Origin of the sequence: Streptomyces natalensis ATCC 27448 (assembly GCF_000935125.1) — a bacterium.
GTDB lineage: Bacteria > Actinomycetota > Actinomycetes > Streptomycetales > Streptomycetaceae > Streptomyces > Streptomyces natalensis.
Window position 1 is genome coordinate 1 of record NZ_JRKI01000039.1, and the last position, 14,715, is coordinate 14,715.

At 68.5% G+C, this 14,715-nt stretch carries 8 protein-coding genes and 1 pseudogene; 6 read left to right on the top strand and 3 right to left on the bottom strand.

What is annotated here, in order from left to right; all coding sequences use genetic code 11:
• The first annotated feature begins 510 nt into the window (after positions 1-510).
• The gene (locus SNA_RS28600) at positions 511-1,209 is read left to right on the top strand and encodes a DUF4232 domain-containing protein (protein ID WP_044367455.1); all 699 of its coding nucleotides are present in this window, start codon (positions 511-513) and stop codon (positions 1,207-1,209) included.
• Between the two features lie 918 nt (positions 1,210-2,127).
• Positions 2,128-2,772, top strand: coding sequence for a hypothetical protein (locus SNA_RS28605; protein WP_044367457.1), 645 nt, complete (start codon positions 2,128-2,130; stop codon positions 2,770-2,772).
• A gap of 119 nt (positions 2,773-2,891) precedes the next feature.
• On the opposite strand, the pseudogene SNA_RS28610 reads toward SNA_RS28605, so the two are convergent.
• A pseudogene (locus SNA_RS28610) lies at positions 2,892-3,373 on the bottom strand (SAM-dependent methyltransferase).
• A gap of 485 nt (positions 3,374-3,858) precedes the next feature.
• On the opposite strand from SNA_RS28610, the gene SNA_RS28615 reads away from it, so the two are divergent.
• The 4 genes from SNA_RS28615 to SNA_RS28630 all read left to right on the top strand — a co-directional run bounded on the left by SNA_RS28615 (position 3,859) and on the right by SNA_RS28630 (position 9,695).
• Positions 3,859-5,049, top strand: coding sequence for an endonuclease domain-containing protein (locus SNA_RS28615; protein ID WP_030063682.1), 1,191 nt, complete (start codon positions 3,859-3,861; stop codon positions 5,047-5,049).
• Positions 5,050-5,305: 256 nt separating this feature from the next.
• Entirely contained in the window at positions 5,306-7,774 is a 2,469-nt protein-coding gene (locus tag SNA_RS42855) for a DnaB-like helicase C-terminal domain-containing protein (protein ID WP_078970270.1), read from the top strand.
• Entirely contained in the window at positions 7,774-8,394 is a 621-nt protein-coding gene (locus SNA_RS28625; RefSeq protein ID WP_044367460.1) for a hypothetical protein, read from the top strand. Before SNA_RS42855 ends, SNA_RS28625 begins: the two co-directional genes overlap by 1 nt.
• A gap of 467 nt (positions 8,395-8,861) precedes the next feature.
• Positions 8,862-9,695: a PIG-L family deacetylase gene (locus tag SNA_RS28630; RefSeq protein WP_030063689.1), complete on the top strand. Its 834-nt coding sequence runs from the start codon at positions 8,862-8,864 to the stop codon at positions 9,693-9,695.
• Positions 9,696-10,131: 436 nt separating this feature from the next.
• Here SNA_RS28630 and SNA_RS28635 read toward each other — a convergent pair whose 3' ends face one another.
• Together SNA_RS28635 and SNA_RS28640 are read right to left on the bottom strand one after the other, a co-directional pair.
• Positions 10,132-11,898 (bottom strand): UvrD-helicase domain-containing protein, encoded by a 1,767-nt coding sequence (locus SNA_RS28635; protein WP_030063690.1) that lies wholly within the window; start codon positions 11,896-11,898, stop codon positions 10,132-10,134.
• Positions 11,895-13,817 (bottom strand): ATP-dependent nuclease, encoded by a 1,923-nt coding sequence (locus SNA_RS28640; RefSeq protein WP_157880131.1) that lies wholly within the window; start codon positions 13,815-13,817, stop codon positions 11,895-11,897. Before SNA_RS28640 ends, SNA_RS28635 begins: the two co-directional genes overlap by 4 nt.
• Positions 13,818-14,715: the final 898 nt, after the last annotated feature.

Sequence of the window (14,715 nt, forward strand, 5' to 3'; positions counted from 1 at the left end):
ACGTCCGCCCATCTTTCGCGGACAAGATGTCCGCTTCGTCTGTCGCGGACTGGACGTCCGCGAGAGCCCTGGTTGTGTGAGAACGCCGGCCACAGGTGGTCTCCGACGACCTGGCAACCGTGCCGGTCAGCAACCGCCGCACGCCAGATGCAGTGCGACGGGACATCGGCCGGTGAGCTTGCCGGGAGTGCTGTTGCCGAGGAATGGAGCGGCTTCGGTCAGGTTCGGTCAGGTTGCTGCCTCGTGCGCGTCGGTCGAGGAGACGGATGTTGTGCTTGCGGCGGAGCGTCTGGGAAAGCACTGCAGGGCATGCTCAGGGCTGTGTGCGGGCGCCGAGATCCATGGTGAGGAATCCGGGCCGCCCGCGGCTCGGCCCACCTGTTCGCGCGGTCTGTTTGCGGGACGTCAGTGAGGCGTTTCCACAACGTCAGCGGCCCCGGGGAACGTGGTGTCGACACCGCGGGAACGACCTGAGAAAACTCCCGCACGACATGCAGGGGGACCCCGATCATGCGTACTTCCCGGATTCGTACCGCCGCCCTGGCCGCCGTCACCGCCGCGCTGGCGCTGGGTCTGACCGCCTGCGGCGGCGCCGGCGGCGGTTCGAAGGCGGCGGGCGGCGACAACGCCGCCGCTACCGCGCAGAGCCGGTCCGCGTCCGGCGGGGACGGCAAGGGCGGCGTGGAGCAGGCCAACAGCGGCGGCGCCACCAAGGAGGGCGCACGCTCGGCGACCGCCTCGGGCGGGACGGACAAGGCCGCGAGCACGGGCACAACGGCCGGCACCGCGCAGTGCCGCGGCGACGAGATGCTGCTCACCGCGGTGCACCGGTTCGCCGGGCAGCAGGGCGACCATCTGCTGGTCACCGCGTCGAACGAGGGCACCAGGCCATGCTGGGTCACCTCGTACCCGGCCGTGAAGCTCGGCGGCGACGTCGACGGCGCCGCACTGCCGCACGCGAAGAAGGACAACCCGGGCGGCGAGAAGCACCTCACGCTCCAGCCCGGCGGCAAGGCATACAGCGCAGTGAACCTCTTCGACTACGGCTCGAACAACCACACGGCGCAGTCGTTCACCATAGCGCTGCGCGGCGCGGACGGTCACGACGGCGCCTTCTCTTCCGTTGACATCAAGGGCGAGAAGCCGCAGTTCAGCTGGAACGAGGCCGACGTGCTGAACTGGAGCACCAAGAAGCCGTACGACTTCTGACGGCCCATCGGCCGGTGACGCGCCCTCCCCGACACGCCGGATCGCACGTCCCGCACTGCGCCGGCACGAAGGCCCGTCGGTTGTTCGATGAGCAGACGGCGTTCCCGGCCCCCTGACCGCTGTTGCCGCCAGAGGGCTCAGAGGGCTCAGAGGGCTCAGAGGGCTCAGGCGTTGGTCCGCCCCGAGGCAGGCCCAGCTCGACGCGCCGGTACTGGGGCAGGTGGCCGCCGAGTGGGTCTGCCGCGGGCTGTGCTCGCCGTCGCAGATCCAGCAGCCGCTTCCGGCCTGCTCGTCTCCGGATCAGCCGCCCGCCGCCAGGCCGGGTACGCAGGCAGTAGGTGTTGCCCGGCGATGTGGGGCGAGGTGGCGGCGGTGGTGGGGGAGGGTGACGGCAGCATGGAGCGGGCCCGGAGGACCAACGGTTGGTGGAGAATGCCGACGACGAGGTCCCCGGCGCGCGTCGGTCGTGTCAGCGTGCGGGGAGGCCCACCACCACGGGACATTGACCCGAACACGGTCAGTACGACCGCGCCGGAAGCGGCAGGGACGAGGGCTGCCAGGGGACGGACCGTTCGTCCTGCGGCGGGTACCCAGTGCGGCACGGCCTCGCCCCACGGCCGTACCAGACCGTTCGTCAGGAGGGCACCCGGCTCGCAGAGCACGCTGAGTGTCAGCATCCACCGTTCGTCCCCTCGTCTCGGAGCCGGCGAAGCCTGCATCGCTGGATCCAGCCGGGTATCCGAAGGGCGTGCTCGGACGATGCCCGCATCACCGCCATCACCGGGCGGTGTTGAGCAACATGCCCAAGGCAGACCCGTCCCCGTCCCCGACCCCTTCCCCTTCCCCGTCTCGGGCGCGTGCCGTGCGCGACTCCGTCAGACCTGCCGCAGGCCGCAGGCCCTGGTCCAGAATCAGGCCATGGACGTCCCCAAGCTGCTCGAAGCCGCTGCCCTGCTGGTTCCTGAAGAGAGCGCCACCGGGAACGACATCACGGTGAACGACGTCTGGGAGTACCTCGTCCAGGACGAATGGGAGGTGGCCCTCGATGTGCTGGAGGACCTCGGTGACATCCCGCCGCTTCCGCTCGGCTTCTGGCAGGCCCTGGCCGCCGCTGCCGAACGGCTGCGGCTGGAAAGGAGTGCGGCCTGGTGTCGCTGGCGCTGCAACGAGACCCGTCACGGCATCATCCGAGCCGACCTCACCCTCAGCCCGGCCACCGAAGCGCGACGGCAGATACCCGTGCCCGGTGCCGGCGTCCTGCGCCCCGTGTGGAACATCGGAAACCGAACACCGGCCGGCGAACCGTCCCTTGACATCGCGGCACTGTGGGTGGAATACGTGCCCTTCCTGGAGCCCGGCGGGCAAGCCTCCGTACTGTGGGTGGAATACGTGCCCTTCCTGGAGCCCGGCGGGCAAGCCTCCGTGCGACTGGCTCCTCTCACCCCCGCGCGGTGGCAGCATCTGCGGCCCGGCCAAGTGATCACCATGCACGAGGACCGGTCCGTGGCCGGGACGGGGGCTGTCGTGGAGGTTCAGCGCCCTGCTGCCAGGCCCAGTCGGTAGGAGCGGGCGCGCCGTCGGCTGGTGCTGTGGGTACGGAGACGAGCGAAGCGGAGGGCCGATGGCCTACCCTGGCAGGATTTCTGCCGGGGCGACCCGCGGCTGCCCGCGCAAGGGGTCAGTCAGTGGTAGTGGCGCATGATGTCAGTGGCCCAGCCGGGCTGGGTGGTGTGGCCCTGGGGGCCCAACTCGGCCATGTAGGGCTTGATGTCGAGGACGGGCTGCCGCCGACGGCATCCAGGCCTTGGACGTGCAGGTCGAGGCCGTCGGCCTTGATGAGGCGGCAGCGGGAGACGCCGAGCCGGTTGGGGCGGTTCTTGCCGCGCTGGGCGAAGATGCCGACCAGAGGCCATTCGGTGTTGCCGCGCGGGTGCCGGGCCCCGGTCTGGATCTTGTCGGTGGGGACGCGGTCGAAGTGGTAGACGACTTCCAGGTGGGAGAAGGCGTCCAGGCCCGCCACCGCCTCCGGGCCGTACTGGCCGGCCTCCAGGCGGATGACCGCGGTCTCCTTGCCCCAGTCGTCGTCGCGGAACTCCGCCCGGCCGCCGACCACCCGGCCCGCCGGCACCGAAACCACCGCGGCAGGAGTGCTGTTCTCGAGCATGTGCAGTGCCTCTCGCGCAAAGGACCTTTCAGTTGGTCGAGTTGGCCTACCGTACCGATGGCCTGCTTACGTACTTCCGTATCCGGTACGTCGGTAGGCAGTACGTGCGCACCGCGCCAAAAGCGGTCCGGCCGCTCCCACAGTTGCCCAGTAGAGTCCTCAACTCGGTGTGATCGCGGTGGATCCATAGACCGTGGGCGTACAACCCGGCACACCGCTGCCCTTGTGTTCGCCGTGCGCGGCTGAGCGCACCGGGCGACGTGGGCCACTGACACTCCTCCAGTTGCACGCCGGCCAAGGGCGCTCGACAGCACCGGCGGGGACGTTCCCGCTCGGGCGGCCAGGGGAACACCGCCGTCAGCAGCCAGCCCTGCCCTGACATCCCCGAGCTCTTGGATGTGCGAGCTGGGCTTCGTCTCTGGATCAAGCCGTCATCAGGGGCGGGAGGGCCCGCTGTTGTCAGTGGTGAGTGCCATGCTGCCGGGATGATGGAACAGAAGGTGGCTGCGCGCATCCTGGCGCAGACAGTGCAGGATTGTCCTATCCCGCTGGCACCGGAGCGCTTCAAGAAGAAGCGCTTTACCGAACATGACGTGGTCTTCTTCGCGCATGTACCGGTGCGCGCCTACAAGCATGCCAACCGGTGGAGGTTCCACGATGCGGATGTGCACCGCGCCGGGCAGGCGGTGGCCGCGTTGCCGTGGGACCCTGATGACCTCGTCGACCCTCGCATCAACCGGACAGAGCTGGAACCGCAGGTGCATGTGCGCCGCGACTGGCGCAGCGAAATCCAGGAGGCGATTCAAAGTGCGGCCGATGCCGAGCGGAAGGCAAACAGCTGTCCCTGCGCAACGGCGCACCACCGTCAGGAGGAATCAGACTGGGGGATTCCCTGCGGTCTGAGCCCACAGGCCCTGCGCAAGTGGCAGGGCGCTTACTCCATCGCCTGCACGCTCCCCATCCCCACGCTGGTGTGGGCCAAGGACACCTGGCTGATCCCTCGGACCCTTGCCGACATCCTCGACCGACGAGAAGAGCAGGAGAATAACCTGCTGGCCGCCGACCGGCCCTGCAGCGGCTGCGGTACTCCCAGCCCGGACAATTCCTGGCGTACCTCGACCACCAACGGATGGAAGGTGCTGTGCCCCACCTGTGCGGCTGCCACCCTCCTTCGCTACCGCGACCAACTGCGAGGTGTCGCCTACAGCCGGTTCAGGGAACCGGGCCCACAGGCCGGCGACTACCTGTGCGCCGTGTGCGAGACGCCTCGGCCAGCCACGGACTGGGACCACTGCCACGACCATGACCTGATCCGCGGGCCACTGTGCGGCAGTTGTAACACCATGGAAGGCCAGGGCAAGGAATTCCTGACCCGCACCAGCGCCCTGCACCACCTACTGCGCTGCAGCACATGCCGCACACAGCGCACCCTGCCCTCGCATCACCGGCTTGCCGCGTTGCGCCGTCATCTTCATCGTGAGTGGGGCGCCCGCGGATGCGACTGGCCGCTGCACATGTGTGTGAACCTCAACGAGCACGACGAGGATGGGTACGACGGCACGGTGCGTTGTCCAGGGCAAAAGCCCCGCCGATCCCACCGCGTGCACCTGACGGCCGGCGAAGCTGACCGCATCCTGGCACTGGCTGTCGAGACCGGCCTGACAGAGACACCCTGACAAAGCAACCTACGCCGGAACGCCAGGCGAAGGCCGACCGCATGTCAGCGACAACCTCCCCGGGGTAGGCGGCCGTACCCAGACCGCACAGCCCCACAAGAACATCTGCTCGACGGCCCCCTCGCAACACGAATTGCACCCACCTCCTTTTGTACCGACACCTGTTTCCGTACTGCTAGGGTGACGTTACGTTTTCTGGCGAGGGATGTGTCACCCGCCAGCAGCTCATGCCTGAGAGGCAGTTGGGAGTGCCGAAGTGTCGAACAAGGTCACGCCGCCTGCCACGTCCGTGCCGTCGACGCTGCACGAGGCGCGCGGGATGCTGCCGCAGCTGGTGAAAGCCGCAGGCGAGGGGCGAGCCATTCCGCTCGCACGCAAAAGCGAGGGCCAAGAGGACAGGGCACTGCTGGTCTCACCCGCCGCCGCCGAGGCAGCCGGGTGTGAACTGACCACCGCCCCGTCCTGGCCCACCGCCCAGGCCCGCAAAAAGCTGGGCGACCTCATCCAGCAGGCCGCCGCGGGCCACCCGCAGGTGCTGCGCCGACACTCCACCGCAGTCGCGGTCCTCATTCCCGAGACCGCCGCCCACCCAGCTACCGCGCCGCAGCAGACCCCAGAGCCTGCCCCAAGAACGCAGCTGCCGTCCGCCGCAGACACCCCTGCCGCGCTGCCTCCCACTCAGACTTCAGCCCCGCTGGACCAGGCCGACGCTGACCACGACACTCACTCCGTGTCTGTGCACCCGGCCCCGGAGTCCGCGGTCCTGCCCGCACAGCAGCCCACAGTCACGCCCCAGCCCTACCCGGCACAACAAACCAGCGTGCCCAAGGCTGCGTCACGTCGTCTGGCCCCCCTGGCAGAGGCCCTGGCTACCCTCCCCACCCCCGACCACGCGCCCCGCACCGGCAGCCTCCCGGGCCTGTCCACCGGCCTCACCGCTCTAGACCAAGCTCTCGGCGGTCTCCAGGCCGGCCGCTTCTACCTCATCGCCGGAGCGCCCGGAGCCGGCGCCAGCCTCCTGGCTGCCACCGCGGCTCGCACCGCAGCCCTCACCCATCACCTGCCAGCCCTCTACGCCGCCTCCGGCCTGACCCGCGCCGACGTCGCCGCCCGCCTGATCGCCGCCCACGCCCCCGTCGACTACCGCCGCCTGCGCGCCGCCACCCTCACCCCCGACGAACAGCAGACCGTCGCCGACGCCACCCACCAGCTCACCCACGCGCAGCTGCTCATCGACGACGGCAGCGACCTCGATGCAGCCGCGATCGCTTCTACCGTTCCCGACATCCCTGACCTCGCGCTGCTGGTCGTCGACCGCCTCCAGACCACCCACGACCCCCGCCTGCCCCTGTCCGGCCACCAGGCCATCGCAGACGCCGTGCAGGCCCTCGCGCACCTCGCCCGCGCCCACAACATCCCAGTCCTGGCCACTCTGGACACCGACGACCCCGCCGTCCTGGCCACGGTGAACGCCGACCTCACCCTCCTCCTCAGCCGCGAGGAGACCCGGGCCCACCTCACCGTCACCGAGCGGGACCTGGGCACGCTCGCCGACCTCGCCCTGACCGCCGACCTGCCCCACGCCCGCTTCACCGACCCCGCCCCCCACACCAGCCCCACCGCTGACCCCACGCCGCCCCCCACCCCGGCCTCCAGCTCACCCGCGCCCTCCCAACCGGCGCCCCAGCCCACCCTCGCCCCCGTCTCCGCGCGCCCCACAACGCCCCGCAGCTCCACCTACGCCGGCCGGGACTACAGCCACTTCACTCAGATGATCACCACCGCAGTCGAGCGCGCCCTGGAGGACCACGACGGCGACACCGACGCGGCCACGGAAACCCTCGTCAAGCAAGCGATCCCCAACGGCATGGAGCTCTTCGAGGCGACCCGGGTCGGCGGCAGTTACGAGCACACCGTTTACCCCGAGACCCTCGACTTCTTGAGGAAGAAAACCAAGGACGGAGCGGACGACATCTGGGAGGGCCGCCACAACTGGGAAAACACCGCCCTCGCCGCCCGCCTCCGCGACGGCGGAGCTCCTGTCGCTGTCACTTCCCTGGACACCAACGCCGCCTACCTTTCCGCCTTCAAGACCTACCTGCCCATCGGCGCTCTCCACTACGACGCCGACGGCGGCTTCGAGCCCAAGCGCTCGGGCATCTATCGCCTCCCGGCCCGCCCCGCCTGGCACCACCCCGATCTCCCCGACCCCATCGGCAACCGCCACGAGGAAGGCCCCGTCCTCCTGGACGATGCCACCATCCGCCTCCTCATCCGCTGCCACAAGCTCGACCTGTGCGAGGCCCCCCACATCACCGAAGCCTGGACCTCCGGCGCCACCGAAGGCCTCCTGGAGAAGTTCCGCCGCGTCCTCACCGATGCCCGCCACACCGCCATCGACAACCACGACGACGTCACCCTCGAATACATCAAGGCCATGTACTCAAAGTTCGTCTCCACCATCGGCGAATCCAGCGTCAACCGCGACATCCGCCGCCCCGACTGGATGCACATCATCCGCAGCCAGGCCTTCGCCAACCTCTGGTTCAAAGCCCACCGCGCCCACACAAACGGCCTCACCGTCGTCCGCGTACGCGGCACCGACGAACTCCACATCACCGGAGACACCGACTGGCGCACCGTCTTCGAAGAAGGCCGCCTCACCGGACAGCTCAAGAGCAAAGACGAATACACCCTGCCCCGCTCCAGGAAGACGCCCCGCTAATGTCCACCGACGGTTGGAAGAACTTCGGCAGATACGGCGCCAACCTCGACCCCAGCAACGTCCACGGCAAAATCGCCCTGGGCCGCGCCCTCGAAGACGCCCTCGAACGCATGATCGTCGAGGGCGGCATCAAGTCCCCCGTCACCACCCGCCGCGGCCTCATGGCCCGCATGAAATACCTCACCACCCACCGAGGCGGCCTCCGGGCACTGGCCGAGGCCGGCATCACTGCCACCTCTCACACCCTCCGCAAGTGGACAGGCGGCAAGCAGACCCCCAAGCCCGCCAACCGCGAAGCCATCGACACCGCCTACTGGAACCTGCGCGCCCACAACGTCATGGCCAACCCCCACGCCTTCCAGCAGCACCTCAACCGCGGCGGCCAGGGCACCAAGATCGAAATCCACCCCATCAACCAGGACGCCGTCCCCCCCCCCCGCCGCCGCGACAACCTGCGCGTCCGCCGCTTCCAGGTCCGCTACATCTGGGACGACGCCGTTGAGGCCATGGTCGCCGGCGACGTCGACAAACTCGAAGAACTCTGGGACGACGTCATCGCCGAACTCGACAGCGACTGGGGCGCCTACACCTACGTCTCCCACATCGGCCTCGGCGCCTGACACAACGGCACAAGTGACCTCGGCACGCTCGCGGTGCGTGCCACCTCCTGGGCAGGTGGCTATCCGTCGTGCGATCGCAAGACCGCGACCATCCGGCTGGCCCCGGCCTTCCTTGCCGAGCCGGCCCCAGCGCTATCGCCGCGGCCACCAACGCGCGGCTCGTACGCCCTCAGCGCGTCGTGGACGAAGACGTCCGCCAGGTCGGCGCTAGCGTCCAGAGAAATTCGGCGTTCTCGGACCGCTGGGTGTCCTCGTTCACGTCGAAACGCCGACTCCTGAAGGCCAACCGGCCATGCCGGGAACAACCGGTCCGGCCGGCACTGTTGCATCAACCGACGCACCGGCGCCGCACCGGCGGGGAACACGGACACCACAAGGTCATCCGCCTGCCAGAATCCGGGCCTCGGGATCGCGGTAAGCCCGCCGCGCACTCGGACCAAGTCGTATTTCTACAGGAGGACTTGCTCATGACTGACCGGCCCTTGACGCTCATGGCAGTGCACGCCCACCCCGATGACGAGGCGACCAGCACCGGAGGGGTCCTCGCGCGGTACGCGGCGGAGGGCATTCACACGGTTCTCGTGACGTGTACCGACGGCGGTTGCGGTGATGGACCGGGGGGTGTCAAGCCGGGCGACCCCGGGCACGATCCGGCGGCCGTCGCCTTGATGCGCCGTCAAGAACTGGAGGCGAGCTGTGAAGCCCTGAAGATCAGCGATCTGGAAATGCTGGACTATGCCGACTCCGGGATGGTGGGCTGGCCGAGCAACGACGCCCCTGGATCCTTCTGGCAGACCCCCGTGGAGGAAGGCGCCGCCCGACTGGCGGAACTCATGCGGCACTACCAACCCGATGTGGTCGTCACCTATGACGAGAACGGCTTCTACGGCCACCCCGACCACATCCAGGCCCACCGCATCACGATGGCGGCGCTGGAGATGACGGGCCTGACACCGAAGGTGTACTGGACGACGATGCCCCGCTCAATGATGCAGCGGTTCGGGGAGATCGTGCGCGAGTTCGGTGAGGACATGCCGGAGCCGGATCCTGCCGAGGCCGCCGCGATGGCCGAGATCGGCCTCCCCGACGATGAGATCACCACATGGGTGGACACCACTGCATTCAGCGGTCAGAAGTTCGACGCGCTGGCCGCGCATGCCAGTCAGGGCGAGAACATATTCTTTCTCAAGATGGGCAAGGTGAGGTTCGGCGAGTTGATGGGCATGGAGACGTTCGTACGTGTCCAGGACGCCACCGGCGCTGCCGTACCCGAGAACGATCTCTTCGCCGGACTGCGCTGATCCGCCAGTCCGACCAGGGCCCGGGAAAGCTCCTCGGCCGCACAGCGCGATCGAGCGCGTCACACGCCCGGAGGTTTCTACGCACCGCTCCGGCAGCCCACGACCAGACCCTCGCTGGCGACGTCGACCTGTGCCCGCACCGCCGACCCGGCACCGCGCTCGCCCCAAACCACCTGGCAACCGCACAGCTGGGAGATCTGCGGGCTGCTGACTCGGAGGGTGCGCGACGGCCCACGTCACAAGCTCGGCGGTCTTCTCCGATCACGACAGACCGCCGAGGAAGCCCCACGAAGCTGAGACTCCGATGCCCGACACGCCACGCGGCAGCGGAAGAAACCGCACGCAGACGAGGGCACCTCAAGAAGTCGAACGGCGGGACCGGGGGACCGCACCCCGCGCAGCGCACAGCGCGACCCCGGCCGCCTCGCCCACCTTCCTACGCATGAAGATGCGGCACGCACCAAGCCGTCAGGAGCGCCGAGACACGGGCAGCATGCTTGCGGTGGACCGCGCAGATCAGCAGCCTCCGGGCGCGGGAGCCAGCGACGTACAGAACCCGCCGGGCCTCAGAATCGTGGTCACCCTCCCAGTCATCCAGGACGGTGCGCTCGGTCACCGGGTGCACCCGCAGCCGTTCGGGCAGCACCAGCACGACGCCGGGGAACTCCATGCCCTTGACGCCGTGCACGGTGGAGTGGCGGACCGCCGGAGTGATGCCGAACCCGGCGACACCCGCCCACGCAGAGTCCAAGGGGGCCTTGAACAGCCGGCTCAGGACGGCGGGGTCGGGAGGAGGCACCACGCCCCAGGAGGCCGTCTTGAGGAAGGCACGGACCTCGGCGGCGAACACCTGCTTGCTCTGGCCGGTGGGGTCCAGGGCGAGCGCCATGCGCACCGCGAAGCCCTCCAGCCAGCGCCGCTCGAGGCCCGCCTCCTCGCACAGGGCAGCGAGGCTGTGGTCCGGGGTGGCCCGGTCGGCGGTGAGGGCCGCCAGCACAGCGCGCTCCACCTGCGCCAGGGCCCCGCGCCGCGTCTTGGGCGCCGTCTGCTGAGAGCGGAGCTGGAAGCCGGCGTGGGCGATGGCTAGCACCCGGGAGCTGGCGCTACTGTCGATGTTCACCGCGCCAGCTGCCTTCATGCCATGCGCCTCGGCGTGGGAGAGCAACATCATCTCCTTTGCGCTCAGTTTGTACCGCTCGGCCACCTCCAGCGCCGCGGGCACGATCTGCTCGAGCTTGGTGAACTGAAGCAGGTGCACCGGGTGCTGGGTCAGGGAGGCATCCCCGTAGGCCGCCTCGGTTAGCCGGCCGGAGCGCAGCGCGCTGTTGAAGGCGCAGACGGCCCGGGAACTGCGCCAGTTGTCCCCCAGCGAGATACGCCCGGGGAGGCCGGCCGCGAACTCTTCCACGGCCGCGGGCGTGGCGTTGCGGAACTCATAGATCGCCTGGTCCAGGTCGCCCACCATGACGATTCGCACCCCGCAGTCCCGCAGGAAGCGCAGGATGAGCAGTTCCTCCCGGCCGCAGTCCTGGGCCTCGTCCACGATGATCTCTGCGAAGCGGGCCCGCAACAGCGGCGCGAGGACCGCCCGCTCATCGGGGATGCTCAGCCGGTACTCGGCCAAGACGCGGGCCGCCTCACAGCTGACCGTGCCAGCACGCAGCAGCCGCCCGAACAGGTGCGCCGCCTGGCTCTCCGCCTCCGGCTTGCGCCGGGCCAGCATGCGGTGCGCCGCAGCATCACCGAAGGCATGAGGCACCCGTCCGAGGATCAGCTGGGCCCGCCCGTCCGGCTCGAAATCGAACCAGGCCAGGTCCAGGTCCCGTGTCCGCCCCATCTCCGGCAGGCGGAACCGCGCACTGTCGATGTCCGCCCAGGACTGCACGTAGTTGGGCTTTTGACCGAAGGCCTTCGCGTAGAACGCGGTAACGACGAAGCGGTGGACGAAAGCGTCGAAGGTGCCGACGAAGTGCGGCACCCGCAGGGCATCCGCCCGCTGGGCGCACCGGAGCCGCACTTCATCCACCGCGGTGTTGGTGAAGGACAGCAGCGCAACACCTCGCCGGTCCTCCTCCCCGGTGCGCTTGAGGTACCGGGCCACCATGGCCTGGGTCTTGCCTGCGCCCGGGCAGGCGGCAGCCAACAGGCTCTCCTCGGCATCGACCAGCGCCTGCTGGGCCTCGCTCAGGTCCGGATCGTTCACCCTTCACCGCCGCGGTCCTGCAGCACCCCGCGGATGGCCGCATCCAGATAGGGGGGCGCCTGGAAAGGGTCGCCGTTTTCGATGGCCAGGGCCACGTCGTGCGCGAACTCGCCCTTGCTGATGAACTTCTTGTGCTTGCGCAGCTTCAGGTAGAGGCCCCAGGCACGGCCCCGCTCCTCGCTGAGGATCTCGCGCCACTTCTTCTGCGAGCGGGGGCGCTGCTTGAGGAAGGCGGCCCGCAGCACCGGCTCGTTAACCTCGGGGTCGAGCAGGTCCGCCTCCAGGGTGTGCGGGGCCTCGGCCACAATCAGGCGACCCTGCGCCCCGATGGCTGCGGCCTGGGCGAGCAGGCGGTCCTTGCGGTTGTCCACCGCGCTCTCCTCCTCGTCCTCCTCACCCCCCTCCGGGTCGGCGACGGTGGCCGCAACCGGGGTGCCAGCCGGCCCGCTCTCCTTCTCCTCGTCGGGGATGTCCGGGTCGCCGTCGGTCACGACGGTCAGTTCCTCCAGCAGCCGGCAGCCGTTTACCGCCGAGAGCAGCAGCGTGATGTACGGGGCGAAGTCGACACTGCCGACGTTGATGACCGTCACGCCGTGGAAGTCGCGGCGCTGCGTGGCCTGTTCCGCATCCCCGAAGACGCAGTGGCGGGCGATGACCGGCAGCAGGACCGCCTCCGCGATGCCCTCGACGAGGATGACGCGGCGGGCGAAGAGCAACCCGGCGCGGGTGGCGTCCAGGTACTGGTCGATCTTCCGCCGCTCGTGGTCCGTGAGGTCCAGCGCGGCCAGCGGCAGCACCCGCGTCCTGCGCCGGGAGACCTGCGCCGCGCTGCCCTCGGCGACCTGGACCGTCTCGGTCGTCAACTGCGTGCGCAGGGCCACGACGTTCTCGATGCCGATGCTGCTGGCCAAATTGGGGGAGTGAGTGGTCGCAATCACCTGGATGCGGCCGGCCGGGCCGTGGGTGTCGTCCTTCAGCGAGGCCGTGGCCTGTTCGCAAAGGTAGTCCAGCAACACCGCCTGCAGCTGGGGGTGCAGGTGCGCCTCGGGTTCCTCCACCAGGAAGATGGTCAGCTCCACGTCCTGGGCGTTGCGCAGCTCCAGGATGACGGTCGCGATGAAGAGCAGGTTGGCATAGCCCAGGCCCGACTCGGTCAGGTCGGCTGGCGGGATGCCCACCTCGGCCATCTTCACGCGCAGGCTGCGCGCCAGGCGGTGCAGCTCGTAATCGGCGAAGGAGACCTCCACGGTCTGCCCGCGCACCGAGTCCGTCAGCTCCCCCAGGTGTCCTTGGATCTCCTTGGTCGTGGAGGTCAGGACCGGGTGGTCCTTGAGCTTGGCGAAGGACTCATTCGCCTGGCTGCGGAATTCGTCACGCTCCTCGTCGCTGGTGAGATAGTTGATGGTGCGCAGCAGCCGGTTGCCGTCCGAGGAGGCCAGCTCCCGCTGCGCGTCGCGCAGCGGGGCCAGGTAGACGTGGGCGATCTGGTCGCGCTTGTCCGCCTCCGCGTCGGGGCCGTCCACCGGCCCGGCGGTCACGTTGGGCCGCATCTGCTGCCGTGCGGCGTCCCGCTGATAGGTCGTGGTGTAGGTGGCCAGGTTCGTCTCGGTGTCCAGCGCCGTGATGTAGTGCGCCCGCTGCGCCGTCGTCAGCCCGGCGTAGGTCGCACGGAAGGACACCTCATCGCTCTCCCGGCCGTGGGCGAGGTCGGTTTCCTCCAGCCACCGGGTGGCCCGGCGGTTGAGCGGCGTGGTGGCCAGCCGCAGCGCCTCGATGACGTTGGACTTGCCGGAGTTGTTCTCCCCGACCAGGAGGGTGATGTGGGGGCGGAACTCGACCTCCACGTCGTAACAGGACCGGAAGTTGTTGATGGCGAGCCGCTGCAGATACATCCCGGCGCCCGACTTCGTCTGACTCACACACGCCCCCGAATTCAATGCACCACAAAGGGGCAGAGATGGCCATCTGCACCCATGAGTCGTAATGAGTAAATTCTGCGCACAGTTTCACATGGACCACTACACCGAGAGACCGTACCGATAAGTAACTCTGAGTGGTGCTGGTCACGTTGAGTGTCACGCGGCGGCCGTTGCCGACAGGCGCCCCATGTTGCCAGCCGCACCAGCCAGCCACTTCCCATGACCGCCGGACTCGCACTCACCGTCATCTGTGTCTCGTGGCCCACCGGAGCCAGGCAGGCCCGGACGTCTTGGCGGTCCTCCTCGGCCGGCCGCCACACGGAGGACGTCCATCCGGCAAGCAGCCCCGTGAACCAGCTGCAGTACGACTACAACCTCCAACCCCGAGGTCCCACTGCGGAGGAGGGCACCCACCCATCTGGCCGGGCACCTGCCGGTACAAAACTGAGCCTAAATCAGAACTGAGGTCGGCGGTACATCTCCCTCCGGGCGGTGAAGTATGTAACGATGCCACGTCGGTCGATCCGATTTGGGCGCAAGAGAGGACCGGATACCTCCAAGTACCCCTTTAGCAAGGGCTTTTTAGGAGGCATAGACCAATCAGAACTGGTTATGATAACTGTAAGTCATGAATCGGCTGTCATGTTTTGTACCGTATCGTCGTAGAGAGGCGAGAAATGAGAGAGCAGGGCTGGCTGCTCCGCCCCCTCGTCAGCACCGAAGCGTCGCGGAGCGGCGCAAAACTGTACGCAGGAATGTCTTTGAATCTCTGGAGAACTGTAACGTCAGCTAACGTCGGCCCACCCCACCTCTTAGCCAGCCAGGCGTCGCGGAGCGACGCCACATCGTTCCGTCACGGTAGTGACGGCGCGTCATGTCTCCGGAGGAGACGGCGCGC

Bases quoted from the DNA above. Each gene is read 5' to 3' on its own strand.
- SNA_RS28630 (WP_030063689.1), top strand. From the start codon at position 8,862: ATGACTGACCGGCCCTTGACGCTCATGGCAGTGCACGCCCACCCCGAT.
- SNA_RS28600 (WP_044367455.1), top strand. From the start codon at position 511: ATGCGTACTTCCCGGATTCGTACCGCCGCCCTGGCCGCCGTCACCGCC.
- SNA_RS28605 (WP_044367457.1), top strand. From the start codon at position 2,128: ATGGACGTCCCCAAGCTGCTCGAAGCCGCTGCCCTGCTGGTTCCTGAA.
- SNA_RS28625 (WP_044367460.1), top strand. From the start codon at position 7,774: ATGTCCACCGACGGTTGGAAGAACTTCGGCAGATACGGCGCCAACCTC.
- SNA_RS28615 (WP_030063682.1), top strand. From the start codon at position 3,859: ATGATGGAACAGAAGGTGGCTGCGCGCATCCTGGCGCAGACAGTGCAG.